This is a genomic window from Pseudomonas oryzihabitans (assembly GCF_032027545.1).
Classification (GTDB): domain Bacteria; phylum Pseudomonadota; class Gammaproteobacteria; order Pseudomonadales; family Pseudomonadaceae; genus Chryseomonas; species Chryseomonas oryzihabitans_F.
Genome location: NZ_JAVSJB010000009.1, coordinates 135,595 through 160,536 on the forward strand (window position 1 = coordinate 135,595; position 24,942 = coordinate 160,536).

At 66.7% G+C, this 24,942-nt stretch carries 18 protein-coding genes; 8 read left to right on the forward strand and 10 right to left on the reverse strand.

Annotation, left to right across the window (positions count from 1 at the left end):
• Positions 1 to 204: 204 nt before the first annotated feature.
• The 3 genes from thiI (at position 205) to RND78_RS16790 (ending at position 6,038) form a co-directional block, all read left to right on the forward strand.
• Entirely contained in the window at positions 205 to 1,659 is a 1,455-nt protein-coding gene (gene thiI, locus RND78_RS16780; RefSeq protein ID WP_312730411.1) for a tRNA uracil 4-sulfurtransferase ThiI, read from the forward strand.
• Between the two features lie 154 nt (positions 1,660 to 1,813).
• Positions 1,814 to 3,631, forward strand: a complete 1,818-nt coding sequence (gene typA / locus RND78_RS16785) for a translational GTPase TypA (protein ID WP_312730414.1) — start codon at positions 1,814 to 1,816, stop codon at positions 3,629 to 3,631.
• 469 nt (positions 3,632 to 4,100) lie between these two features.
• Complete coding sequence (locus tag RND78_RS16790; RefSeq protein ID WP_312730415.1) at positions 4,101 to 6,038, forward strand: autotransporter domain-containing protein; 1,938 nt, start codon at positions 4,101 to 4,103, stop codon at positions 6,036 to 6,038.
• Positions 6,039 to 6,098: 60 nt separating this feature from the next.
• Here RND78_RS16790 and RND78_RS16795 read toward each other — a convergent pair whose 3' ends face one another.
• The 6 genes from RND78_RS16795 to RND78_RS16820 form a co-directional block, all read right to left on the reverse strand.
• On the reverse strand, positions 6,099 to 8,423 hold the full coding sequence (locus RND78_RS16795; RefSeq protein ID WP_312730416.1) for an EAL domain-containing protein: 2,325 nt from the start codon (positions 8,421 to 8,423) through the stop codon (positions 6,099 to 6,101).
• On the reverse strand, positions 8,410 to 9,444 hold the full coding sequence (locus tag RND78_RS16800) for a spermidine/putrescine ABC transporter substrate-binding protein (RefSeq protein ID WP_312730419.1): 1,035 nt from the start codon (positions 9,442 to 9,444) through the stop codon (positions 8,410 to 8,412). The genes RND78_RS16795 and RND78_RS16800 overlap by 14 nt, the downstream gene beginning before the upstream one ends.
• 96 nt (positions 9,445 to 9,540) lie before the next feature.
• A complete protein-coding gene (locus RND78_RS16805) occupies positions 9,541 to 10,170 on the reverse strand; it encodes a phosphatase PAP2 family protein (RefSeq protein WP_312730421.1) in 630 nt (209 codons plus the stop codon).
• 129 nt (positions 10,171 to 10,299) lie between these two features.
• Positions 10,300 to 10,929, reverse strand: a complete 630-nt coding sequence (locus tag RND78_RS16810) for a phosphatase PAP2 family protein (RefSeq protein ID WP_312730424.1) — start codon at positions 10,927 to 10,929, stop codon at positions 10,300 to 10,302.
• 172 nt (positions 10,930 to 11,101) lie between these two features.
• Positions 11,102 to 12,292 (reverse strand): methionine adenosyltransferase, encoded by a 1,191-nt coding sequence (gene metK / locus RND78_RS16815; protein WP_312730425.1) that lies wholly within the window; start codon positions 12,290 to 12,292, stop codon positions 11,102 to 11,104.
• Between the two features lie 117 nt (positions 12,293 to 12,409).
• Positions 12,410 to 13,408 carry a metalloregulator ArsR/SmtB family transcription factor gene (locus RND78_RS16820; RefSeq protein ID WP_312730427.1) on the reverse strand — a complete coding sequence of 333 codons (999 nt, stop codon included), beginning with the start codon at positions 13,406 to 13,408 and terminating at the stop codon, positions 12,410 to 12,412.
• 217 nt (positions 13,409 to 13,625) lie between these two features.
• On the opposite strand from RND78_RS16820, the gene RND78_RS16825 reads away from it, so the two are divergent.
• From RND78_RS16825 to tkt, 5 genes are all read left to right on the forward strand, one after another.
• Positions 13,626 to 14,267, forward strand: coding sequence for a paraquat-inducible protein A (locus RND78_RS16825; protein WP_312730428.1), 642 nt, complete (start codon positions 13,626 to 13,628; stop codon positions 14,265 to 14,267).
• The gene (locus tag RND78_RS16830) at positions 14,264 to 14,905 is read left to right on the forward strand and encodes a paraquat-inducible protein A (protein WP_409457066.1); all 642 of its coding nucleotides are present in this window, start codon (positions 14,264 to 14,266) and stop codon (positions 14,903 to 14,905) included. The genes RND78_RS16825 and RND78_RS16830 overlap by 4 nt, the downstream gene beginning before the upstream one ends.
• On the forward strand, positions 14,889 to 16,535 hold the full coding sequence (locus tag RND78_RS16835; RefSeq protein ID WP_312730430.1) for an MlaD family protein: 1,647 nt from the start codon (positions 14,889 to 14,891) through the stop codon (positions 16,533 to 16,535). The genes RND78_RS16830 and RND78_RS16835 overlap by 17 nt, the downstream gene beginning before the upstream one ends.
• Positions 16,532 to 17,131, forward strand: coding sequence for a PqiC family protein (locus tag RND78_RS16840; RefSeq protein ID WP_312730432.1), 600 nt, complete (start codon positions 16,532 to 16,534; stop codon positions 17,129 to 17,131). Before RND78_RS16835 ends, RND78_RS16840 begins: the two co-directional genes overlap by 4 nt.
• Before the next feature lie 226 nt (positions 17,132 to 17,357).
• Complete coding sequence (tkt, locus tag RND78_RS16845; protein ID WP_312730434.1) at positions 17,358 to 19,355, forward strand: transketolase; 1,998 nt, start codon at positions 17,358 to 17,360, stop codon at positions 19,353 to 19,355.
• A 287-nt stretch (positions 19,356 to 19,642) separates the two neighbouring features.
• Here tkt and RND78_RS16850 read toward each other — a convergent pair whose 3' ends face one another.
• The 4 genes from RND78_RS16850 to nrdF all read right to left on the reverse strand — a co-directional run bounded on the left by RND78_RS16850 (position 19,643) and on the right by nrdF (position 24,935).
• Positions 19,643 to 21,514 carry a type VI secretion system tip protein VgrG gene (locus RND78_RS16850; protein WP_312730435.1) on the reverse strand — a complete coding sequence of 624 codons (1,872 nt, stop codon included), beginning with the start codon at positions 21,512 to 21,514 and terminating at the stop codon, positions 19,643 to 19,645.
• Between the two features lie 118 nt (positions 21,515 to 21,632).
• Positions 21,633 to 22,139 carry a methylated-DNA--[protein]-cysteine S-methyltransferase gene (locus tag RND78_RS16855; RefSeq protein WP_312730437.1) on the reverse strand — a complete coding sequence of 169 codons (507 nt, stop codon included), beginning with the start codon at positions 22,137 to 22,139 and terminating at the stop codon, positions 21,633 to 21,635.
• Positions 22,139 to 23,674 (reverse strand): AlkA N-terminal domain-containing protein, encoded by a 1,536-nt coding sequence (locus tag RND78_RS16860; protein WP_312730439.1) that lies wholly within the window; start codon positions 23,672 to 23,674, stop codon positions 22,139 to 22,141. The genes RND78_RS16855 and RND78_RS16860 overlap by 1 nt, the downstream gene beginning before the upstream one ends.
• 280 nt (positions 23,675 to 23,954) lie before the next feature.
• Positions 23,955 to 24,935, reverse strand: a complete 981-nt coding sequence (gene nrdF, locus RND78_RS16865; protein WP_312730441.1) for a class 1b ribonucleoside-diphosphate reductase subunit beta — start codon at positions 24,933 to 24,935, stop codon at positions 23,955 to 23,957.
• Between the last annotated feature and the right edge of the window lie 7 nt (positions 24,936 to 24,942).

Consider the following 24,942-nt stretch of genomic DNA (forward strand, 5'->3'; position numbering starts at 1 on the left):
GGGCTGGAGTGCGCTTCTGGTGTCTCTGACGCCGCTTTCAGGCCAGTCGATGTCGGATGTGTGCACTTTTTTGGTGCTAAAAATTGTCACATCGCACCTAAATAGAGCTGAGATGGATTTTGTCGGCTGGATTCGAGTGTGGGTCCATTTTCAGGTATGATCTTGGCCCTTTTCTTTCGCGTTACCCGCCTGCCGTCTCCGCTCATGAAGCTCATCATCAAGGTCTTTCCGGAAATCACCATCAAGAGTCGCCCGGTGCGCAAGAATTTCATTCGCCAGCTGGTGAAGAACATTCGTGTCGTGCTGCGTGATCTGGATCCGGACGTCCTGGTCGATGGCATCTGGGACAACGTCACCCTGGAAACCGCGGTCAGCGAGTCGCGTGCGCTGGCGGAGATGAAGCAGCGCCTGGCCTGCACCCCCGGCATCGGCCAGTTCCTCGAGGTGCACGAGTATCCGCTGGGCGACTTCGAGACCATCCTCGAGCTGTGCGAGCGCCATTTCGGCGAGCGGGTGCGCGGCAAGGTGTTCTCGGTACGCTGCAAGCGCGCCGGCCGGCACGACTTCTCCTCCATGGACGTGGAGCGCTACGTCGGCGGTGGTCTGCGCGAGCGCTGTGGCGGCGCCGGCATCGCGCTGAAGAATCCCGAGGTGAGTGTCCGCCTGGAGATCCGCGACCAGCGGTTGTTCATCATCGACGAGCACCATGAAGGCCTGGGCGGCTATCCGCTGGGCGCCCTGGAGCAGGTACTGGTGCTGATGTCCGGTGGCTTCGACTCCACCGTGGCCGCCTACCAGATGATGAGACGCGGCATGGTCAGCCATTTCTGCTTCTTCAATCTCGGCGGTCGTGCCCACGAATTGGGCGTGATGGAAGTGGCGCACTATCTGTGGGAGAAATTCGGTCGCTCCCAGCGCGTGCTGTTCATCAGCGTGCCCTTCGAGGAAGTGGTGGGGCAGATCCTCACCCAGTGCGACGACAGCCACATGGGCGTGATCCTCAAGCGCATGATGCTGCGCGCTGCCAGTCGCATCGCCGAGCAGTTGCAGATCGAGGCGCTGGTGACCGGCGAGGCCGTCTCCCAGGTCTCCAGCCAGACGCTGACCAACCTGGCGGTGATCGACAAGGCCACCGACACCCTGGTGCTGCGCCCGCTGCTGGCTAGCCACAAGCAGGACATCATCGACACCGCCCAGCGCATCGGCACCGCCGACTTCGCCAAGCACATGCCCGAGTACTGCGGCATCATCTCGGTGAATCCCACCACCAAGGCCAAGGCCTTGCGGGTGGAGCACGAGGAAGGCAAGTTCGACCTGGCGGTGCTCGACGCCGCCCTGGCGCGCGCTCGCTTCATCACCGTCGACAAGGTGATCGAGGAGCTGGGCAAGGACGTGCAGGTGGAAGAGCTGGCACAGCCCTTGCCAGGACAGATCGTGGTGGACATCCGTCATCCCGATGCCCAGGAAGAGGCGCCGCTGGAGCTGCCCGGCATCGAGGTGCAGGCCGTGCCGTTCTTCGCCCTGAACAGCCGTTTCAAGGAACTGGACGAGAGCCGCCAGTACCTTCTCTATTGCGACCGCGGTGTGATGAGCCGGCTGCACGCCCATCACCTGCTCACCGAAGGGCACGCCAATGTGCGCGTTTATCGTCCGGCCTAAGCAGCCGGGCCTGCTGGGTGGCAGTATCCGCCACCGCCCTCCCGACTCCTTCTAGCTCCCGGCTCCACGCCGGGCGCCGCGTTCGCGCCTTTGCAATCTCCGGCTGTCAGCCTCGTGGCTGAAGCTCCTTCATTTCTATACCGAGAACACCACTGTGATCGAGAATCTACGCAACATCGCCATCATCGCGCACGTCGACCATGGCAAGACCACCCTCGTCGACAAGCTGCTACGCCTGTCCGGTACCCTGGACCGCAAAGAAGCGGAAAACGAGCGGGTGATGGACAGCAACGACCAGGAAAAGGAACGTGGCATCACCATCCTGGCCAAGAACACCGCGCTGAAGTGGGGCGACTACAACATCAACATCGTCGACACCCCCGGCCACGCCGACTTCGGTGGCGAGGTGGAGCGCGTGATGTCCATGGTCGACTCCGTGCTGCTGGTGGTCGATGCCCAGGACGGCCCCATGCCGCAGACCCGCTTCGTGACCCAGAAGGCCTTCAAGGCCGGCCTGCGTCCGATCGTGGTGGTGAACAAGATCGACCGTCCCGGCGCGCGTCCGGACTGGGTCATCGACCAGATCTTCGACCTGTTCGACAACCTCGGCGCCACCGATGAGCAGCTGGACTTCCCGATCGTCTACGCCAGCGCCCTGAACGGCATCGCCGGCATGGACCACGAGAAGATGGACGACAACATGGATGCCCTGTTCCAGGCCATCGTCGACCACGTCCCGGCGCCCCAGGTCGATGTGAACGGTCCCTTCCAGATGCAGATCTCCCAGCTGGACTACAACAGCTTCCTGGGCGTGATCGGCATCGGCCGTATCGCCCGTGGCCGCATCAAGGCCAACACCCCGGTAGTGGCCATCAGCGACGACGGCAGCAAGCGCAATGGTCGTATCCTCAAGATCATGGGCCACTCCGGCCTGCAGCGCGTAGAAGTGGCCGAAGCCGAAGCCGGCGACATCGTCTGCGTCTCGGGCATGGACGAGCTGTTCATCTCCGACACCCTGTGCGATCCGCAGAACGTCGAAGCCCGTCCGCCGCTGACCGTCGACCAGCCCACCGTGAGCATGACCTTCCAGGTCAACGACTCGCCGTTCGCCGGTCGTGAAGGCAAGTTCGTCACCAGCCGCAACATCAAGGACCGTCTGGAGAAAGAGCTGCTGCACAACGTGGCCCTGCGCGTTGAGCCGGGCGAGTCGGCCGAGAAGTTCAAGGTCTCCGGTCGTGGCGAGCTGCACCTGTCGGTGCTGATCGAGAACATGCGCCGCGAAGGCTTCGAGATGGCCGTGGGTCGTCCGGAAGTGGTGATCATCGAGAAGGACGGCGAGAAGCAGGAGCCCTACGAGAACGTCACCATCGACATCGAAGAGCAGCACCAGGGCTCGGTGATGGAGCAGATGGGGCTGCGCAAGGGCGATCTGACCAACATGATCCCCGACGGCAAGGGCCGTATCCGTCTGGAATACACCATCCCGGCGCGTGGCCTGATCGGCTTCCGGAACAACTTCCTGACCCTGACCTCGGGCAGCGGCATCCTGACCTCGACCTTCAGCCACTACGGCCCGATCAAGGCCGGTGAAGTCAGCAACCGCCAGAATGGCGTGCTGGTCTCCATGGCCACCGGTACCGCGCTGACCTACTCGCTGGAAACCCTGCAGAGCCGCGGCAAGCTGTTCCTGGCGCCGGGCGACGAGATCTACGAAGGCCAGCTGTGCGGCATCAACAGCCGTGACAACGACCTGGTGCTCAACCCCACCAAGGGCAAGAAGCTGGACAACATGCGCGCCTCGGGCAAGGACGAAGTCATCGCCCTGGTGCCGCCGATCAAGTTCACCCTCGAGCAGGCGCTGGAATTCATCGCCGACGACGAGCTGGTGGAAGTGACGCCCAAGTCCATCCGTCTGCGCAAGAAGTACCTGAACGAGAACGACCGCAAGCGCTTCGAGCGCTCCAAGGTCTGATCGCCTTCCAGTAGTGCAGGAAAGCGCCTTCGGGCGCTTTTTTGTTGCCTGCGTGCCGGAGTCGACAGCCTCTTTATCGCGGCCCTGGTGGTCTGCCGATGCGGTCGTATCCCACGGATGCACGCTATACCTGCAGGAGCGACCGCCTCTATCGCGGCCATGGGCCGCTCCTATAGGTTCGATGTAGCTGTAGGAGCGGTCGCTACGGCGCACCGGCATGGCCGCGATGAAAGACGGTGTTCGGTAGCAGCTGTGTTTAGCGGGCGTTCCCTCACCCCAGCCCTCTCCCAGGGGGAGAGGGGGCAAAGCGGCCCTGTTGCCGCGATAGCCGCTCTGGGGTTGGCCTTGCTGCACTGCCATGAGCGTCACGCTCTTTTTGCGCGCGACGAGATACAGCGTCATAAAAACCGTCTAGCGTGAGGCTACGCGCTCTGACGCGTGCCCCAATAACAACAATCAAGGTGCAGGCATGACGCTTTCTCCCAAGCAACGCCTGCCGCTGGCCATCGCCCTGGCGACGGTCCTGGCGGCGACCGTACAGGCGGCTCCCAATCCCTACAGCGGCTTCACCGTGTTCGGCGACAGCCTGCTGGATGCCGGACAATTTCCCGATACGGCAGTGACTGGTGCCAGTCTCAGGTTCACCAATCGCGTCGGGCCCAGCTACAGCCCTGGAAGCGGCGCGGTGACCGGGCCGGTGTCGTCGATCCTGCTCGGCCAGCAGCTGGGCTTCGATGCCCGCACCCTGGATGCCTCGACTTCGCTGATCAATCGCCTGCTGGGCCTCAGCGACGGCGACAACTGGGCCACCGGCGGCTACACCACGGCGCAGATCCGCGACTCCATCACCGCCGCCAACGGCTCGGTGGTGGCGGCCAACGGCCTGACCCTGCGCACGCGCGACGGCTATCTGCCGGGCCTGGCCAGCCAGGGCCTGAGCCTGGATCCCAACACCCTGTTCTATATCAGCGGCGGTGGTAACGACTTCCTCCAGGGGCTGATCACCTCGCCGGCCACCGCGGCGGCGGCAGCCAATCGCCTGGCCGATGGCGTCGCCGCCCTGCAGCAGGCCGGGGCGCGCTATCTGGTGGTCTGGCTGCTGCCCGACATTGGCCAGACCCCGGCGCTGGCCGGCTCGCCGCAGCAGGCGGCCAGCTCGGCCTTGAGTCGGGTCTACAACCAGGCACTAGTCGCCCGGCTGGCCGGGATCGACGCCGAGATCATCGGCCTGAACGTGCCGCTATTACTCGCCGAAGTGGTGGCCGACCCGGCGCGTTATGGCCTGGCGACCGGGCAGAATCTTACCGGCACCTGCTTCAGCGGAGACAACTGCCCGCGTAATACCACCTATGGGCTGGGTGCGGCAGCGGCGGACCCGAGCCAATTGCTGTTCAACGATCGCGTCCACCCCACGATCACCGGTCAAAGATTGATCGCCGACTACGCCTATTCGCTGCTGGCCGCGCCCTGGGAGGTCAGCCTGCTGCCGGAGATGGCCCAGTCCACCCTGAAAGCCCATCAGGACGGCCTGCACCAGCGCTGGCTGGGCGACTGGCACGCCTGGCAGCCGGTGGGGCGCTGGCAGGGTTACGTGGATACCAGTGGCCGGCGGCTCGATGTCGACGACCAGCGCAGCACCGCGGGCGGCGATGGCAACGGCTACAGCCTGGACCTGGGCGGCAGCTATCGGCTCAGTGACGAGTGGCGGATCGGGATAGCGGCCGGAGTCGCACGCCAGCACCTGGAGACAGGTGCGGCCGATTCCGACTATCGCCTCAACAGCTACCTGCTCAGTGCCTTTGCCCAGTACCAGGGCGAGCGGCTCTGGGGCGATCTCACCGCCACCGGTGGCCGACTGGACTACGATGACCTGAGCCGCCGCTTCGCCCTTGGTCCGACCGTGCGTAGCGAGCAGGGCGATACCGACGGCGATCTGCGCGCCCTCTCGGCGCGGCTGGGCTACGACCTGGCGGCGAGCGGCAGTCCCTGGCACCTGAGCCCCTACCTGAGCGCCGACTATGCCCGGGTTCAGGTGGACGGCTACCGTGAACGTGGCAACGATGCCACGGCGCTGGCATTCGACGACCAGTCGAGTACCTCGCGACGCCTGGGCGTCGGCTTGCAAGGCCGCTGGCAACTTGCCCCGGCCACGGCGCTGTTCGCCGACGTGGGCCGCGAGCGGGAGTTCGCCGACCGCACCCGCGACGTGACCATGCGCCTGAACAGCGTCCCCGGGCTGGACTACACCCTTGACGGCTACCAGCCGGATCGCGACCGCACCCGGCTGAGTCTGGGCGTGGTGCAACAGCTGACGCCGGAGCTGACCCTGCGTGGCGGCTATACCTATGCCGGCGCCGGCGATGTGCGTCAGCAGGGGGTAGGACTGGGCCTGTCGCTGGACTTCTGACGCCCGTTCGGTCGAGCGACCGCCTGGCGTTGCGCCAGCCGGATTGGCCCCTCGCGACGGCTAGACCCGGCTAGGGTCGCCCAGGCGCTGGCGCTGCCAGTCGCGCAACTCGTCCAGGCGCCGCGGCGGGCAGACCAGGAAGCCTTGCAGGAGGTCGCAGCCGGCCTGTTGCAGGCAGAGTTGCTTGAGTTCGGTATCCACCCCTTCGGCGATGACCTGGGCGTCGCGGGCATGGCAGAAGGCGACGAGGGCGTCCAGGCTGGCCTGATTGCCAGGTTGGCTGAGGCGCTCGACGATGAGGCGGTCGAACTTGATGGTGTCGGCGGGATAGTCGGTGACCTGCTGGATGGAGGTGTAGCCCACACCGAAATCGTCGATGGCCACGCGAAAGCCCTCGGCCCGCAATTCATGCAGCAGCGCCAGGGTTCGCTCGTTCAGTTCGGCGGCGAAGGTCTCGGTGAACTCCAGTTCCAGACGCCCTGGGTCCACTCGGTGGTGACGTACCCGTTCGCAGAGGTAGGGCACGATATCGGCCTGCTCCAGTTGCGCGGACGACAGGTTGATGGACAGCACCAGGTCGTCGCCCAGGGCCTCCTGTAGCGCCGGATACTCACGGCAGGCCTGGTCCACCACCCAGCGGTCGATCCAGCGAAAATGCCCGTGGCGCTCGGCGATGGGAATGAACTCTGCCGGGGACACGGCGCCCAGGCGGGGCGAATTCCAGCGCAACAGGGTTTCGGCGGATCGCACCTGGCCGGCGCTGTCGACGGCCGGCATGTAGACGAGGTGAAATTCCTCGCCCGGATTCATCTGGCGCAGATGCTCGTCCAGCAGGTCCTGACGGCGTTGGCGCGCCGCCAGCTCCGCGGTGAAATGCACCAGGCGATTGCCACCTTCGCTCTTGGCCCGGTACAGGGCCAGGTCGGCCTGGGCGAGCAGGTCGGCCAGATCCAGCGGGGCCTCGGGGGCCGCCAGGCCGATGCTCAGGGTCACGGCATAGCGTCGTTCGCCGACCAGGGTGCCGCTGTCGTAGTGCCGTTGTAGCTGCTCGCCCAGGGCCAGGGCATCGTCGGCTGCCTTCCGGCCGCGCAGCAGGATGGCGAATTCGTCACCCGCCAGGCGGGTGAAGACCACCTCGTTGTCTTCCCGATAGGGGGTGACCACCAGTTGCGTCTGCTCGGCCACGGCCTGCAGCAATTCATCGCCCACCTCGTGGCCGAATCTGTCGTTCACCAACTTGAAATGATCCAGGCCGAAGTACAGTAGCGCGATGGTACGGCCATCCGGCTTTTCCCCCAGCCAGGACTCGCCCATCAGCTGGAAGTAGCGGCGGTTGCCGATCTGGGTGAGGACATCGGTACGCAGGGCCGTGCGCAACTGCGCCAGGATGCCCAGGTTGCTGTCGTGCAGGCGCTTCATGTTGGCGCCCAGGTGGCCGATCTCGCCGGGCTCACGGCTGTCTTCGAGCGCTTGGCGCTGGCCCTCCAGGACCTCGGTGAGCTGACTGTCCAGCCGGGCGATGGGTCGGGTGATATGCCGCCGAATCAGCACCACCAGGATCAGGATGCAGGCGAGGGTCACCAGCAGGCTGCCGCCGAAATAGACGATTGCCAGGCGCCCCAGCTGGTCGTTCAACCGTCGTGGGTCCGGAGTCAGGCGTACATAGACGTCTGGGGCCAGGCGCTGGACGGCGGTGGACCCGGTGGCCGGGGCGGGCGGCATACGGCTGAACTCCAGGGGCGCACCGTAGGTTTGCTCGAGGGTCCGGCGCAGCGCTTCCACCCGGTCAGGGCTGACCGCCAGTTGCAGCGTCATCGCCAGATCGCGCTGGCCGAGCAGTGGCGGACCGCTGGTGCTGGGTAGCAGCGAGGTGGTCGCCACGAGCAGCGACTGCCCCTGCTCATCGATGAGGTAGTCACGCCGCTCCAAGGCGCCATTCGGCTGACGGGCCAGGCGCTCGAGCAGTTGCCGCTGGGCCTTGCCCAGCTGCGCGAAGGGGTCGTCGCTGCGTTCGTAGTAGTAGACCAGGCTCAGGTCCGGGCGGACGATCGCCAGGGAAATCCGGGTGGGCGTATCGGTGCCGGCCAGTTGCTGGACGGCCAGTTGCAGCTGCGTCCCCAGGGCTTCGTTGCGATAGGGAACGTCCGGTTGCCGCAGGAAGTTGCCCAGCGCCGCGCTGTTGGACAGGGCATAGAGCAGGTTGCGGCTGAAGTGATCGTACTCGCGGTAGGTGGTTTCCAGCGCTGCCAGATCGTGGTTGAGCCGGGAGCGTTCGAGACCGATCACTGCTTCGCGCTGTACGGTGTAGCCCAGCCCGGCCAGCGTCAGGCAGCAGAGCAGCACGACCGGCAGGATCAGCAGCAGGGTGCGCCTATTCAGGTTCATGCCGACCTACCAGGGCGCTGCCGATTCGTTGCCGGGTCTGAAAGGTGTCGGGAGGCCCTTCGCTGAATATCTGGCTGCGGGCGAGCACCTCGCTGGGGGGGAACAGGCTGGGATCCTGGCGCAGCTCCGCGGGCAGCAGGCGCATGGCGCCGGCATTGGGCGTTGCCAGGTGCAGCTCCATGGGTGCCAGCACGGCGTTACGCGGCTCGTTGAGAAAGTCGATGAACCGCTCGGCGGCTGCCTGGTGGGCGGAGTTGCTGAGTATCGCCACGCAGTCCACCCAGAGCAGGCTGCCCTCGCGGGGCGTGGTGAAGCGCCAGGGCTGGCCCGGGGTTGCCGCATTGAGCAGGTGCTGGTCGCCGCTGTAGCCCAGTGCCAGGTCGATGCGATCGCTGTAGGCCGGGTTGTGTAGGGCGCTGACGACATACTGATAGGTGAGTACCGCCGATGCCTGGGCCTTGAGCAGGGCGAAACTGCGCCTGAGTAGTTCAGGATCGTCGCTGTTGATGGCGCCGCCCAGGGTGATCAGCGGGGCGACCAGCAGGTCGTCGTGGTCTTCGAGCATGGCGATGCGTCCCCGCAGGGCTGGCTCGGGCTGCAGCAGGGGTTGCCAGGAATCGGGTGCCTTGGCCAGGCGGTCGCTGCGATAGAGCAGGCCCAGGGTGCCCCAGACATAGGGCACGGCGTAGTCGCCGCAGCTGTGGCGCCAGCGGGGATCGAGCTCGGCCAGGTGCGGCAGGCGGCGTGGGTCGAGGCGAGTCAGCAGGCCGTCCTGGCCGAGGCGGGTGGCGCTGACCTCGTTGATCACCACCAGGTCGAGATCGGCATCACCCCGCGCCAGGGTGGCATCGCGCACATCGCTGCTGTCGAAATGGATCTCTTGCACGGCCGGATTGGCCTTGGCCCAGCGTTGCAGCAGGGTATCGCTGAAATAGCCTTCCCAGGTGTAGAGCCGCAAGGGTTCCGCATTCAGCTGGAGCGGCAGCCAGAGCAGCAACAGCAGCATCCGTCGTGGGCGCATCTTGGTCTTCCGGGCGATAGCGGGCGACAGTCGCGACGGGCCCCGCGCCTGGCGTGCACCGTCCTCCTATAACACTAGGAGCCTAGAAGAAAGTTTTTAGTTTATCGAAGAATAGACTTGGGTATGCAGATCGGCGCGGCTATAGGGACGCTCTCTGCCGGCGGCCAGGGTCCCCAGCTTTTGCATCAGGGTATGGGTTGGCGCGCGCTCGCCGTGCTGGACCAAGAGCAGGGGCAGCAACAGGCTGAAGACCACGGGCAGCTTCCATTTGAGTGACAGGTATGCCGGCTCTGGTAATAGGCGCAGACAGAGGGAAGCGACGGCCAGGCCGAGCACGGTCCCGGAGATGGCCTCGGAGAGTGAGTGATAGCCCAGCCTAACCCGCGAGTAGGACACCAGCACTGCTAGCACTGCGCCGAGGCAGAACGTCAGCCCGCGTTGTCCACGCTGGCCGAACACCAGCCAGGCCAGTGTCGGGAGTATGCTGGCGGCCTGCAGGGAATGGCCGCTGATACCGGTGAAGTCCAATTCGCGGCTGCCAATGCACCAGCCGAAGAAGGCGATCTTGGTAGCGGCGGTGAGCAGACAGGCACCGGCGAACAGGCTGAACCACAACAGCATGCCACGCACGCCGCTGCCCAGGGCCAGCAGGAGGCCGACGACCAGGGCGCCAGGTAGCATCAGGGTGGCGTCGCCGAAGTTGGTGATGAAGGGCCAGAGACTCATGCGCAGGGTTCTCACCCCAGGCGCGGGGGCGGCACCAGGGGACTACGGAGCAAACGAAGGCGCCCATGGTACTGCTCGTGCCGGCCCTGCGGCCACCGTCTGGCGGCGTTTCGCCCGCGGCTGGCCGTTTCAGTTCTGTAGCGGCGCCACCCCGGCGCGCTGGTGGGCGCGGGTCCAGGGGTTTTGCTCGTCGGCGAACTTCACCGCCAGGCGTTCCAGCACCCGTTGCGTCGGAGCGTTGGTGCCGTGCAGCAACAACAGCGGCAGGAGCAGCAGACTGGCGCCCAAGGCCGCCTGGCGCGGCTTGAGGACCACCTCCTGGCCGCGCAGCAGCCAGAGCAGGCTGGCGCTCGTGGCGTAGCCGATGGGCAGGCCGGTCACCACCTCGGAGACCGAGTGGTAGCCCAGTACCACCCGGGAGATGGCGATGAGCAGGGCGCAGACGGCACCCAGGGCGGCGGCAGTCAGGCGCAGCGCCGGGCTTGCCCGGCTGGCCAGCAGCCAGCCGAGGATCGGCAGGATGCTGCCCACCAGCATGGAGTGGCCGCTGAAGCCGGTGAAGTCCAGGTGCGGGATACCCAGGCCCCAGCCGAAGAAGGCGATCTTGGACAGGGCGACGCTAAGACTCGCGGCACCGAACAGGAGCAACCACAGCAGCGCCGCCCGCGCCGAGAGCCCGGCCAGCAGCCAGAGCGCGATGAGCAGGGCGCAGGGAAGCATCACCGAGGAATCGCCGAAATTGGTGATGAACAGCCACATAGATGAACGGCCTCCTGAAGCAGACGAGGCATTCTGACCCCCGCACACCCAGAGGTTGCATGCAGCGTGCCGAGCTGTGGACTGTCGCAAGAAAACGGCGGGACGTCTTTCGCAGTCCCAGCAAAAAGCCCCGGCACCTAAGGTGACCGGGGCTTTTTGCCGAGGGGGCGTATTACAGGCCGGCGGCGGCGCGCAGGGCGGCGGCGCGGTCGGTACGTTCCCAGGTGAAGGTGGTGAAGGTGTCGTCACCTACCGTGACTTCCTGCGGATGCCGGCCGAAGTGGCCGTAGGCCGCGGTGGCGCGGTACATCGGGTGGAGCAGGTCGAGCATGGTGGTGATGGCGTAGGGACGCAGGTCGAAGTGCTCGCGCACCAGCTGCACGATCTTCTCGTCGCTGACCTTGGCGGTGCCGAAGGTATTGATCGAGATGGAGGTGGGCTGGGCCACGCCGATGGCGTAGGACACCTGGATCTCGCAGCGATCGGCCAGGCCGGCGGCGACGATGTTCTTGGCCACGTAGCGACCGGCGTAGGCGGCGCTGCGGTCGACCTTGGACGGATCCTTGCCGGAGAAGGCGCCACCGCCGTGACGGGCCATGCCGCCGTAGCTGTCGACGATGATCTTGCGGCCGGTCAGGCCGCAGTCACCCACCGGGCCACCGATGATGAACTGGCCGGTCGGGTTGATGTGGAACTGGGTGTCCTTGTGCAGCAGTTCGGCGGGGATGACGTGCTTGACGACCAGCTCCATCACGGCTTCGCGCAGGTCGGCGTACTTGACCTCGGGATTGTGCTGGGTGGACAGCACGATGGCGTCGATGCCGACCACCTTGCCGCCTTCGTAGCGGCAGGTCACCTGGGACTTGGCATCCGGGCGCAACCAGGGCAGCAGGCCCGACTTGCGCGCCTCGGCCTGCCGCTCCACTAGGCGGTGGGAGAAGGTGATGGGGGCGGGCATCAGTACGTCGGTCTCATTGCAGGCGTAGCCGAACATCAGGCCCTGGTCGCCAGCACCCTGGTCTTCCGGCTTGCTGCGGTCGACGCCCTGGGCGATATCCACCGACTGCTTGCCGATGATGTTGACGATGCCGCAGGTAGCGCCGTCGAAGCCCACGTCCGAGCTGTCGTAGCCGATGTCGACGATGACGTCGCGCACCAGTTGCTCCAGGTCGACCCAGGCGGAGGTGGTCACCTCACCGGCGACGATGGCCACACCGGTCTTGACCAGGGTCTCGCAGGCCACGCGGGCGTGCTTGTCCTGGGTGATGATGGCGTCGAGCACGGCATCGGAGATCTGGTCGGCGATCTTGTCCGGATGGCCTTCGGAGACGGACTCGGAGGTGAACAGGGAATATTCGCTCATCGAACGGTTCCTAAATTACCAAGGGGTGGAGGCCCGAAGGCCGGTCGAGACAGCAGTTTGCTTGCTGGACATGACGCCCTTGGGCGCCGCTGTCCGCCCGCCACTGGCCGGTTGGCCTCATGACGGGGTGTTTCCCTGATCCGGGCGCGCGAATTGCCGCACCTGGATCTGAAAGCCGTTGCGCAGGCCGAGGTAGAGGCTTTCGCCGGCTACCAGGCCGGCGGCCTGGGCCCAGCGCGCCAGTTCGTCCTGGTCGAAGCCGAGCCAGAGATCGCCACAGGCGTCGCGCGCCCAGGCCTGGTCGTGGGGGCAGAGGTCGGTGATTACCAGGCTGCCACCGGGGACGATGCGGCTTGCCAGGCATTGCAGGGCCGCTGCCGGGGCGGCTAGGTGGTGCAGGACCATGTTGAGGACCACGCAGTCGGCCTGGGGCGTCGGCTCGGCCAGGGCATCGGCCAGGTGCAGTTCGACATTGCCGAGGCCGTCGCGCTGGCAACGCTGGCGGGCCAGTTCGAGCATCGCCGGGCTGTTGTCCACCGCCGCCACCCGGGCGAAGCGACGGGCCAGGTCCGGCAGGAAGGCGCCATCGCCTGGCCCCACTTCCAGGGCGCAACCGCGTGGGTCCAGGGCCAGGGCGTCCAGCAGGCTGAGCAGGCCGTCGCGATATTGCGGCAGGCTGGCGATGAGGTCCTGCTGGGCCTGGAATTTTTCCGCCACCCGGGCGAAGAAATCGCGACTCACCGAGGCACGCTGGGCATGCACCTCACCGATGCGCGCCTGGACGGCGGCGGGCAGCTCCAGGCTGTCCACCTCGTCGAGCAGAGCGGCGTGCAGCGCGCCGCCTACGCTGCCCGGGCGGGGCAGGGCGCGGCGATAGAAGATGGCGTTGCCTTCGCGGCGGGTGGCTACCAGATTAGCCTGGGCCAGCACCTTGAGGTGGTGGCTGATGCCGGACTGGCCGGTGGCGAAGATCTGCGCCAGTTCCAGCACGCCGAACGAGGCGCTGTGCAGGGCGCGCAGCACATTGAGGCGCAGGGGATCGCCGCCGGCCTTGCACAGGGCGGCGAGGGTGTCACCTGGGTCTCGGCCGAGCGCCGGTACACGTAGCTGCGTCATGGGGCGCTAGTCTAGAGACCCGTCCGGGCGCTCGCAAGAAAAGCATCAAAAAGTTTTGATACTTGTCTGACGAGGGTGGTGCGGACATACCTGCGAAGATGAAGGTAAGATGCCAACGCCATCCAGCTGGCGCCTAGCGTTTCCGTGCGGTAACTCCGGCAGCGCCAGCGCGTCAAAGATGCAAATTTCGTCCAGGGAGCGCCATCCAGGCCGTCTCATGTCCGTCCAGTCAGCGTCCTCTTCCGCGCCCGCACCCGGCATCCGCCTGGTGATCTGCGAGCACTGCGACTCGGTGCATCGCCTCGAACCCCTCGCGGCGGGCGAGCGGGCGCATTGCCTGCGCTGCGGCGCGCTGCTCTACCGCGCCAGCCGGCTCGACATCCAGGGGTTGCTGGCGCTGGCCGTCGCGGCGGCGGTGCTGTTCGTGGTCGCCAACGTCGGACCCATCCTGCAACTGAGCTTTCGCGGTCTGCACAGCGAGGCGACCCTGCTCGAATCCATCGTCGCCATGAGCAGCGGTTTCGCTGGGCCCATGGCCCTGGTGGTGGCCATGACCTTGTTCGTGGTGCCGCTGCTGCAGATCGGTCTGCTGCTCTGGGTGCTTGGTTTCGCCCAGGCCGGTCGCCGCGCGCCCGGCTTCACCACGGCCATGGTCACCCTGCATTACCTGCGGCCCTGGAGCATGATCGAGGTCTTCGTGCTCGGCGCCCTGGTGGCGGTGATCAAGCTGGCCGGCCTGCTGCACGTGGTGGTGGGCATGGGCCTGTTCGGCATGGTGGGGCTGATGGTGATCCTGCTGATCATTGCCAAGCGCGACCTGCATCCACTGTGGGACGCCGTCGGGGAGCGCCGCGCGTGACGGCGCCCCAACTGCCGCCGCGGGCGGACGAACTCGGCCTCTGCCTGTGCCACGTCTGCGGCAACGTCTGCGCGGCGCCGCACCGGCACAAGGCCGGCTGCCCGCGCTGCGGCTCGGCCCTGCACCGGCGCAAGCCGAACGTCTACGCCAAGACCTGGGCCTATCTCATCGCCGCGCTGATCCTCTATATCCCGGCCAATACCCTGCCGGTGATGTACACCGGTACTCTGGGCCGCGGTGCGGAAAGCACCATCCTCGAAGGGGTGATCGAATTCTGGCAGAACGGCTCCTGGGGCGTCGCCCTGGTGATCTTCATCGCCAGCGTGGCGGTGCCATCCATCAAGTTCCTGGTGCTCGGCACCCTGCTGGTGACCTGCCAGAGACACAGCGACTGGGCGATGGCCCAGCGTGCCCGGCTCTATCGCTTCGTCGAGCTGATCGGCTACTGGTCGATGCTCGACGTCATCGTGGTCGCCCTGGTGTCGGCCCTGGTGCATTTCGGTGCCCTGAGCTCGGCCGCGCCGCGCCTGGGCATCGTGTTCTTTGGTTTCGTGGTGGTGCTGACGATGCTCGCCGCGATGAGTTTCGATCCCCGCTTGATCTGGGATGCAGAGGTGAACGATGACGGACAGGCATGAACCCGACGCCCTGGCGCCTACCCCCGAGGTACGCCGCAGTCGCTGGAGCGTCTCGCTGATCTGGTTGGTGCCCATCGTGGCCGCCCTGATCGGGCTGTCCATGGTGGTGCACAGCTGGGCCTCGCGCGGGCCGACCATCAGCGTGACCTTCCTCACCGCGGAAGGCCTGGAAGCCGGCAAGACCCAGGTCAAGTACAAGAACGTGGTGATCGGAACGGTCAGCGACATCAAGCTGGCGCCGGATCGCAATCGCGTGATCACCACCATCGAGCTGGAAAAATCCGCCGAAGGCTTCGCGACCCAGGACGCCCGCTTCTGGGTAGTGCGCCCGCGCTTCGGCGTGAGTGGCGTCTCGGGTGTCGACACCCTGCTGTCAGGGGCTTTCATTGGTGCCGACATCGGCGATTCCACCGAGTCGCGCCGCGACTTCCGTGGTTTGGAGCAGCCTCCCGCGCTGATCCACGGCGCCTCCGGCCGGAGGTTCATCGTCACGGCCGACGACATCGGCTCGCTGGACGTGGGCTCGCCGGTCTATTACCGCCGTATCCAGGTCGGTCGGGTGGTGTCCTTCCATCTCAACCCGGATGGCAAGGGCGTCAGTGCGCAGATCTTCGTCGACTCGCCCTATGACCGCTTCGTGACCGTCAACACCCGCTTCTGGAACGCCAGCGGAGTGGATGTCTCGCTCAGCGCCGCCGGCCTCAAGCTCAATACCCAGTCGCTGGCCACCGTAGTGGCAGGTGGTATCGCCTTCGTCACGCCGGAATGGCCCAGGGATCCGCAGGAGGCCCAGGAAGACCAGAGCTTCACCCTGTTCGACGACCAGACCAGCGCCCTGGCGCCGCCGGATGGCGAGCCCTTCTATGTGCGGATGAGATTCCAGCAGTCGTTGCGGGGGCTGTCGACCGGCGCGCCGGTGGAGTTCCTCGGCATGAACGTCGGCCGGGTGGTCTCCCTGACCCCCGACTACGAAGACGCCCAGGACCGCTTCTCGCTGATCGTCGGCGCGGTCATCTATCCGCAGCGCCTGGGTGACGTCGGCAAGCGCATCGAGGCCAAGGATCGCGACGGCAAGCTGTTCGCCGGCTGGGTGGCCCGGGGCCTGCGCGCCCAGGCGCGGACCGGCAACCTGCTGACCGGGCAGCTGTACATCTCCATCGACTTCGTGCCCAGCGCGCCCAAGGTGGCCTTCGATCCCCAGGCCAAGCCGCTGGTGATCCCCACCGTCACCGGCAGCTTCGACCGCCTGCAGGAGCAGATGGCGGGCATCGTCAACAAGATCGACAAGATCCCCTTCGACTCCATCGGCAAGAATCTCGACAACAGCCTGGCGCAGCTCAACGGTACCCTCAAGCAGCTCAACGCCGGCGTCCTGCCGCAGCTGACCACCACCCTGATGGGTGTGCAGCAGCTCACCGGCAGCGCCAGCCAGAGTCTGGGCGCCGATTCGCCGGTACAGCAGAACCTGACCCAGACCCTGGAAGAGATGCAGCGCATGGCGCGCTCCCTGCGCGTGTTCGGCGACTACCTCGGCCGCCATCCCGAATCCCTGATCCGCGGCCTGGTGACCGATCCGCCGCCCAAGCTCGAGCCGGGCTCCCGCGATCCCGCCAAAGGAAAACTGCCATGAAGCGCCTGACCTGCCTGGCCCTGCCCCTGTTGTTGGCCGCCTGCGCCGCCAAGGCGCCGCTCAACTACCACACCCTGACCAGTGCGGCCGAACCGGAATCGGGTGGGCGCGCGGCGACCTTCCGCTTCGCCCTGCAGGGCGTCTCGGTACCGCCCCAGGTCGACCAGCCGCAACTGGTGATCCGCCAGGGCGATGGCATCGCCCTGCTGGAGAACGAGCGCTGGATTGCGCCGCTGGCCGATGAGATCCGCAGTGCCCTGTCCACCGATCTGTCCGCGGACCTGGGCACCCTGGACCTGGGCGACGCCCCGCGCGGCGCGGGCGCCCCGGTGCTGCGCATCAAGGTGGACGTGCAGCGCTTCGAGTCGATACCGGGACGGCGGGTGCAGCAGGACGCGCTCTGGACGCTGCGCCTGGCCGAACCCGCGGGCGAGCGGGTGCTCACCTGCGGCAGTCGCATCCAGCAGCCGGCGGGGACCTCCTACACCGAGGTGGTGCTCGCCCATCGCCAGGCGCTGGCGCAACTGGCCAGGCGGATCGAGCCGGTGGCACGCGCCTTCGTCGCCGACGGCGATACGGTCTGCCCGGCCGGCTGAGCGCCTGTTCAAAGTCGCGCGAGCTAGCGACAAGCAAGGCGAAAAGGCCTGAGGAAGCGGAGTTTACGAGTGGTAAATGAGCATTCCGAAGGCATTTTCAACGCCGCTTGGCCGACGCGCAGCAGCCTTTGAACAGGCTATGAGGCGACAGCGTCGATTGCTGGAAGTGCCCTGGCTGGGCCAGAATGACGGCCCCTTCGCTCTGCCTCTGCCAGGAGACACCGCAATGCCCAGCCGTCGTGATCGAGCCAACGCCATCCGCGCCCTCAGCATGGATGCCGTGCAAAAAGCCAACAGCGGCCACCCCGGCGCGCCCATGGGCATGGCCGACATCGCCGAGGTGCTCTGGCACGATCAGCTCAAGCACAACCCGGGTAATCCCAAGTGGGCCGACCGCGACCGCTTCGTGCTGTCCAACGGGCACGGCTCCATGCTCATCTATTCGCTGCTGCACCTGTCGGGTTACGACCTGTCCATCGACGATCTGAAGAACTTCCGCCAGTTGCACAGCAAGACCCCAGGCCATCCCGAGTACGGCTACGCCCCCGGCATCGAGACCACCACCGGTCCGCTGGGCCAGGGCATCGCCAACGCCGTGGGTTTCGCCCTGGCGGAAAAGGTCCTGGCCGCCCAGTTCAACCGTGACGGCCACAAAATCGTCGACCACCACACCTACGCCTTTCTCGGCGACGGCTGCATGATGGAGGGCGTCTCCCACGAAGCCTGCTCCCTGGCCGGCACCCTGGGCCTGTCCAAGCTGATCGCCTTCTACGACGACAACGGCATCTCCATCGATGGCGAGGTCGAGGGCTGGTTCACCGACGACACCCCCAAGCGCTTCGAGAGCTACGGCTGGCAGGTGATCCGCAACGTCGACGGCCATGACGCCGACGAGATCAAGACCGCCCTGGACACCGCGCGCAAGAGCGACCAGCCGACCCTGATCTGCTGCAAGACCGTGATCGGCTACGGCGCCCCGCACAAGCAGGGCAAGGAAGAGTGCCACGGCGCCCCCCTGGGTAACGATGAGATCCAAGGCGCCCGTGAACTGCTCGGCTGGCCCCATGCGCCCTTCGAGATTCCCGCCGACATCTACGCCGAGTGGAGCGCCAAGGAGCGCGGTGCCGCTGCCGAGGCCGAGTGGAACAAGCGCTTCGCCGCCTACGCCGCTGCCCATCCGCAACTGGCCGCCGAGTTCAAGCGCCGCATGGCCGGTGACCTGCCCGCCGACTTCGCCGAGCGCGCCGCCGCCTTCATCCAGGAAGTCGCCGCCAAGGGCGAGACCATCGCCAGCCGCAAGGCCAGCCAGAACGCCTTGCAATTCTTCGGCCCGCTGTTGCCCGAGCTGCTTGGCGGCTCCGCCGACCTCGCCGGTTCCAACCTCACCCTGTGGAAGGGCGCCAAGGGCGTCACCGCCGAGGATGCCAGCGGCAACTACGTGCACTACGGCGTGCGTGAATTCGGCATGAGCGCCATCATGAACGGCGTCGCCCTGCACGGGGGCCTGGTGCCCTACGGCGCTACCTTCCTGATGTTCATGGAATACGCCCGCAACGCGGTGCGCATGTCCGCCCTGATGAAGCAGCGGGTGCTCTACGTCTTCACCCACGACTCCATCGGCCTCGGCGAAGACGGCCCCACCCACCAGCCGGTGGAGCAGCTGGCCTCGCTGCGCTACACCCCCAACCTGGACACCTGGCGCCCGGCCGACGCGGTGGAGTCCGCCATCGCCTGGACCGCCGCCCTGGAGCGTCGTGACGGCCCCAGCGCGCTGATCTTCTCCCGCCAGAACCTGGCCCACAACCTGCGCGACGAAGCCACGCTGGGCAACGCCGCCCGTGGCGGCTACGTACTCAAGGATTGCGTGGGCGAGCCCGAACTGATCTTCATCGCCACCGGCTCCGAAGTGGGCCTGGCCGTGCAGGCCTACGAGCGCCTGACCGCCGAGGGGCGCAATGTGCGCGTGGTCTCCATGCCCAGCACCAGCGTCTTCGACCGCCAGAGCCCCGAGTATCGCCAGCAGGTCCTGCCGGTGGAAGTCGGCGCCCGCATCGCCATCGAAGCCGGCATCGCCGACTTCTGGTACAAGTACGTCGGTCTCGACGGCCGCATCATCGGCATGCACACCTATGGCGAATCCGCCCCGGCCGCCGCGCTCTTCGAGCATTTCGGCTTCACCCTGGACAACGTCCTGGCGGTGGCCGGCGAGTTGCTGGAGGACTAAGGCTCGCGGGTTGCAGTGCAAGAAGCCACGCTGATGCGTGGCTTTTTTATGGCTGACGTTCAGCGGAGGGATAGTTCGCGGTCCTCAGAACCTGTTCACGATCTCGCGAGCTAGAGCCAAACAAGGCCTAGGCGGCCCCACGAAAACACCTGAGGAAGCGGATCGGACCCGCGCCCGGGTTTGCGAGTGGTAAATGAGCATTGCGATGGGGCCGCCCAGGCGGGGCTGGCCTTCCAAGGTCTTTTCAACGCCGTTTGGCCGACGCGCAGCAGATCGTGAACAGGCTCTCAGGGATTCACCCTGATGTTCGCTCCCATCAGGGTGACGCCGCCCGCATCCAGCTGGACGAAGCTGCCGCCGGCCTTGAGGGTGAGATGGGCGCCGGCTTCCAGGACGATCTTCTGCCCGGACTGGCGCTGGATCTCACGGCCGGCTTCGACGAACAGGCCGGTGCCCAGACGCAGGTGTTGGCTGTCGCCGATGTTCAGGTGGTCGTCGGCGCGGATCTCGGTGCGGCGCTCGCCGTGGGTGATGCGGTGTTCCTCGGCGTGGAATTCGCTGTAGCTGGTGCCGCCGATGCGCTGGTGCCGCTCGTGGCCGATCTCGCTGCGGTGGTCGTGGCGGATGCGTTCGTCCCAGTCTCGCTGGGCATGGACGTGGATCTCCTCCTGGCCCTGGCGATCCTCGATGCGTACTTCGTTGTAGCCGCCACCGCCAGGGCTGCTCAAGGTCTTGAAAGAGCTACGGGTCTGGTCCTTGGGCAGGTCCAGCGGTGGACGGTGCTCGGCGTGGTAGAGGCAGCCGGTGACCAGGGGCTGGTCCGGATCGCCTTCGAGAAAGCCCACTAGCACCTCCATGCCGACCCGCGGCATGGCCAGGGCGCCGTAGCCATTGCCGGCCCAGCCGCTGGCGACCCGCAGCCAGCAACTGGTGCGCTCGTCGGCTTGGCCTGCGCGGTCCCAGTGGAATTGCACCTTGACCCGACCGAGGGCGTCGCAGTGGATCTCCTCGCCGGCCGGGCCGGTGACCACGGCGCTCTGGGCGCCGAACAGGCGCGGCTTGGGATGGCGCAGGGGCAGGCGGAAGGGCGCGCTCCAGGGGATGGCGGTGAAGGTGTTGCGATAGCCCTGGCGGAAGCCATCGTCCGGCAGCAGGCTGTCGTCGCTGCTGATGCGCTCTTCGAGCACCTGGGGCTGCCGGCCCTGGTGCCGGATCTCGGTCAGCAGCCAGAGCTGGTTCCAGTCGCCGCGGGGATGGCGTTCCAGGGGCAGGAAATGCCCACTCACCAGGCTGGGCTGGTCGCTGGTGCCGCTGGCCTGGTGGGCGTCGGCCCTCAGGCTTTCCAGGCGCCGGCCAGTCAGGCGCTTGCCGGTGTCGCGGTCGCTGAAGCGGCCGGGAAAACCGTAGTGCTCCAGGGCGGGCGCCAGGCTGGCGTGGGCGCTGCTTTCCAGGCGCAGGCGCGGTTGCCGGAAGTCATGATCGCGCAGGGTGGCGGCGCTGCTGCGGGTCCGCAGGCCGACGTCGAAGCGGCGGATGACGGGTTCGTCCGCCACCAGGCCGCTGCCAGGCAGATAGCGGGTGGCGCCCAGGCGGGGGAAGCCGGTGGCGTCGTCGCCGAACACCAGCACATGGCCGTCGGGGCGGTGTTCGTGGTGATAGTGCAGGCCTTCTTCCTCGCACAGGCGATTGAGGAAGGCCAGATCGCTTTCGCCGTACTGCACGCAGTAGTCGCGTGGCGGATAGACCGTGGGGCCGACGGCGAAGCGGTGGTCACCCTCGAGAATACCGTGCTCTGCGAGCAGTTGGGCGAGGATCTGCGGGACGCTGCGCTGCTGGAAGATGCGCGAATTGACGCGGTGGGCGAGGTAGGCGAGCCGCGGTACCAGGTCGAGGCGATAGCGGGTGAGGCGCTGGCCGGAATCACCCTGGGCGACGGCGGCGATCTGGCCATGGATGCCAGCGCCCGGGGTCAAGCCCAGGTAGGCGCGGCGGTGCAGCAACTGCTCCAGTGGCCAGTCGGGTCTTTCGCTGACCAGGTCGAGCTGGAAGCGGTAGGGCTGGCCGATGGCTTCGCTGCCGTCGAAGGCGAGAATCTGGAAATCGTGAGCGACGCCTTCCAGCGTCAGGGTGAAGGGCGGAGCATTGGCCGGGCTGAACATCGCATCGCATCCTTGCGAATCGAAAGCCCGGATTCTGCTCAGCGACTGGGCACCGCTTCAAGCGCTGGATGGCGCATTCTAGAGCGGTTTCACAGGCGAGTTCTTGCGCAGTGGCGGTCTAGAGTGCGGCGAACAGGTCACGCGGCGGCGGTAGCGCTCCTTCCAATTCCAGTAGGAGCTGCTTGGTCGGCAGGCCGCCCCCGAAACCGGTGAGAGCGCCGGATGCGCCGATCACCCGGTGACAGGGCAGCACGATGGGCAAGGGATTGCGGCCATTGGCGGCGCCTACCGCACGCATCGCCTGAGGTCGCCCGAGATGGCTGGCCAGCTGGCCGTAGCTCCAGGTCTGGCCATGGGGAATCCGCGCCAGGGCTTGCCAGACTTCCAGCTGGAAGGGAGTGCCGCGTGGCGCCAGCGGCAGCTCGAAGCGCTGACGACGCCCAGCGAAATACTCACCGAGTTGCTGGCGGGTCAGCTCCAGGATCGGATGGTCGCTGGCGATCCAATTGGCATCACGCTTGGCCAGATAGCGATTCTCGGGGAATTCCACCACGCGCAGGCCGCTGTCGTCGGCGGCCAGGGTGAGGGTGCCGATGGGGCTGTCCAGCAGGCAGTAGGCGATCATCAGGGCGACTCCTTGGCGAGGCGGGTGGGGACGGGTTCGGCAGGGGCATCGGCGGGTGCCTTCCAGGTGGCTTCGCGCCAGACCTGCATCACGCCGTAGGCGCGCCAGGGCCGCCAGGCTTCGGCGCGGGCATGGAGGGCCTTGGCGGTGAGGCGTTCGCCCGGCGGTGCCAGCCGTTTCTGCAGGACCAGGTCTTCCACCGGGCAGGCGTCGGGATGGGCGAGGGCGCGCAAGGCGATGTACTGCGCGGTCCAGGGCCCAATGCCCTTGAGCGCGATCCAGCGGCGGGCGAAGTCGTCGAGGGTGCGCCCGCTGTCGAAGTCCACCTCGCCGGCGCGCAAGGCCCGGGCTACGGTGCCCAGGGTGCCGGCGCGGGCGCGGATCAGGCCGAGACCGGTGAGGTCTTCCAGGGCGGCGTCGGCCAGGGCCTCTACGGTAGGAAAGAAGTGGTGCAGGCCCGCTGGCGGGCGGCTGGCGTCGCTGGCAGGTTCGCCCCAGGGGCGACCAAAACGCTGCACCACCCGGGCGGTCATGGTGGTGGCCGCCACCACGCTGACCTGCTGGCCGATGACGGCGCGTACGGCGATCTCGAAGCCATCCCAGCCGCTGGGCAGGCGCAGGCCGGGGCGCCGGGCCACCAACTCGGCCAGGGTCGGATCGACGGCGAGTCCGGCGGCGATGGCCTGGGGATCGGCGTCCAGATCGAACATGCGGCGGATGCGGGCCACCGCGGCCTGTAATTCGCCGGGGGCGGCGCCGTGGAGTTCCAGGCGTAGCGCCGGACTGCTGGCGTCCCAGGCCGAAACGCGCAGCCAGCCCGGTTGTTCGGGCGTGCCTATCACCCGGGCATAGCTATGATCATCCAGCACCTCGACGCCGGGCAGGGCATGGCCGCGGAGGAAATCCAGCTGGGCGCCGAAGTCGTAGGGCGGCCGATAGGCCAGGCGCAGGACCAGCACCGGCGAAGCCGCGGCCTGACCCTTGCGCAGCTGGCTGGGTGCCAGGCCGTAGGCGTCGCGAAAGGCGGCGTTGAAGCGTCTCAGGCTGCCGAAGCCGGCGGCCAGGGCCACCTCGGTGATGGGCAGGCGGGTCTCGCTGAGCAACTGCTTGGCGAACAGCAGCCGGCGGGTGGTGAGCACCGCCAGGGGCGCGGCGCCCAGGCGCTCGACGAAGAGCCGGCGCAACTGGCGTTCGCCGAGGTCGAGGCGGGCGGCGAGGGCGGGCAGGCCGCCTTCATCCAGGCCTTCGTCCATCAGCCGCAGGGCGCGGGCCAGGGTGGCATCGCCGCGTTGCCAATGGCCGCCGGCGGGGGAGAGTTCGGGACGGCACCTCAGGCAGGGGCGATAGCCGGCGGCTTCGGCGGCCGCGGCGCTGGGGTAGTAGTTGACGTTCTCCGGGCGCGGCGGCTGGGCCGGGCACACCGGCCGGCAGTAGATGCCGGTGGTGAGCACCGCGGTGTAGAACAGGCCGTCGAAACGCGGGTCGCGAGCGAGGCGAGCGCGTTCGAAGGCGGGAATGTCGGGGAAGGCGTTCATGGCGGCAGGTTAGCACCGCCCGGGAGAGGTGACTGGCCGTTTTCGGACGGGGTCGCTGAGGTAGAGGATTGGATTATCGCGGCCATGGGCCGCTCCTACGGGTGCATCGTGTTTCTGTAGGAGCGGCCGCATCGGCGGATCGCCATGGCCGCGATCAGGGATCAGCTCCGTAGTGTGGAAAACGGCGCAGCCTTTTCCACTGAGGACTTCGTCACGAGGGGCGCCCTCACCCCAACCCTCTCCCAGGGGGATAGGGGGCTTGCCGGAGCAGAGGGTTGGCTCAGAAATCCCAATCCTCATCCTCGGTGCTCACCGCCTTGCCGATGACATAGGACGAACCCGAGCCGGAGAAGAAGTCGTGGTTCTCGTCGGCGCTGGGCGACAGGGCCGCCAGGATCGCCGGGCTGACGTCGGTCATGCTGCTGGGGAACAACGCCTCGAAGCCCAGGTTCATCAGCGCCTTGTTGGCGTTGTAGTGGAGGAATTTCTTCACGTCCTCGCTCCAGCCGACGCTGTCGTAGAGGTCCTCGGTGTAGGCCACCTCGTTGTCGTAGAGGTCTTGCAGCAGCTCGTAGGCGAAGTCCTTGACCTGCTGGCGGCGCTCCAGGCTTTCCTTGGCCAGGGCCTGCTGGAATTTGTAGCCGATGTAGTAGCCGTGCACCGCCTCGTCGCGAATGATCAGGCGGATCAGGTCGGCGGTATTGGTCAGCTTGGCGCGGCTGGACCAGTACATCGGCAGGTAGAAGCCCGAATAGAAGAGGAAGGATTCCAGGAAGACGCTGGCCACCTTGCGCAGTAGCGGATCGTCCGCATGGTAGCGCTCGAGGATGAGGTCGGCCTTGGTCTGCAGATAGGGATTCTCCTCACTCCAGCGATAGGCTTCGTCCACGTCCGGCGTCGAGCAGAGGGTGGAAAAGATCGAGCTGTAGGAGCGCGCATGCACCGCTTCCATGAAGCCGATGTTGGCGATCACCGCCTCTTCGTGGGGCGTGACGGCATCGGCCAGCAGGGTCGGGGCGCCCACGGCGTTCTGGATGGTGTCCAGCAGGGTCAGTCCGGTGAAGACGCGGATGGTCAGCTGCTGCTCCTTGGGCGTCAGGGTCGCCCAGGAGGGGATGTCGTTGGACAGCGGGATCTTTTCCGGCAGCCAGAAGTTGCCGGTCAGGCGATTCCACACCTCCAAGTCCTTGTCGTCCTGGAGGCGGTTCCAGTTGATGGCGTTGATGAGCTTCAGGCGCGGCGCTTTGACGGGTGCGTTCATGATGATT

Excerpts from the sequence above, each read along its gene's own strand:
- RND78_RS16810 (WP_312730424.1), bottom strand. The coding sequence starts at position 10,929 with ATGTGGCTGTTCATCACCAATTTCGGCGATTCCTCGGTGATGCTTCCC.
- RND78_RS16790 (WP_312730415.1), top strand. The coding sequence starts at position 4,101 with ATGACGCTTTCTCCCAAGCAACGCCTGCCGCTGGCCATCGCCCTGGCG.
- RND78_RS16835 (WP_312730430.1), top strand. The coding sequence starts at position 14,889 with ATGACGGACAGGCATGAACCCGACGCCCTGGCGCCTACCCCCGAGGTA.
- RND78_RS16850 (WP_312730435.1), bottom strand. The coding sequence starts at position 21,514 with ATGTTCAGCCCGGCCAATGCTCCGCCCTTCACCCTGACGCTGGAAGGC.
- RND78_RS16800 (WP_312730419.1), bottom strand. The coding sequence starts at position 9,444 with ATGCGCCCACGACGGATGCTGCTGTTGCTGCTCTGGCTGCCGCTCCAG.
- RND78_RS16820 (WP_312730427.1), bottom strand. The coding sequence starts at position 13,408 with ATGACGCAGCTACGTGTACCGGCGCTCGGCCGAGACCCAGGTGACACC.
- RND78_RS16795 (WP_312730416.1), bottom strand. The coding sequence starts at position 8,423 with ATGAACCTGAATAGGCGCACCCTGCTGCTGATCCTGCCGGTCGTGCTG.
- RND78_RS16855 (WP_312730437.1), bottom strand. The coding sequence starts at position 22,139 with ATGATCGCCTACTGCCTGCTGGACAGCCCCATCGGCACCCTCACCCTG.
- nrdF (WP_312730441.1), bottom strand. The coding sequence starts at position 24,935 with ATGAACGCACCCGTCAAAGCGCCGCGCCTGAAGCTCATCAACGCCATC.
- RND78_RS16840 (WP_312730432.1), top strand. The coding sequence starts at position 16,532 with ATGAAGCGCCTGACCTGCCTGGCCCTGCCCCTGTTGTTGGCCGCCTGC.
- RND78_RS16805 (WP_312730421.1), bottom strand. The coding sequence starts at position 10,170 with ATGAGTCTCTGGCCCTTCATCACCAACTTCGGCGACGCCACCCTGATG.
- metK (WP_312730425.1), bottom strand. The coding sequence starts at position 12,292 with ATGAGCGAATATTCCCTGTTCACCTCCGAGTCCGTCTCCGAAGGCCAT.
- tkt (WP_312730434.1), top strand. The coding sequence starts at position 17,358 with ATGCCCAGCCGTCGTGATCGAGCCAACGCCATCCGCGCCCTCAGCATG.
- RND78_RS16825 (WP_312730428.1), top strand. The coding sequence starts at position 13,626 with ATGTCCGTCCAGTCAGCGTCCTCTTCCGCGCCCGCACCCGGCATCCGC.
- thiI (WP_312730411.1), top strand. The coding sequence starts at position 205 with ATGAAGCTCATCATCAAGGTCTTTCCGGAAATCACCATCAAGAGTCGC.
- RND78_RS16860 (WP_312730439.1), bottom strand. The coding sequence starts at position 23,674 with ATGAACGCCTTCCCCGACATTCCCGCCTTCGAACGCGCTCGCCTCGCT.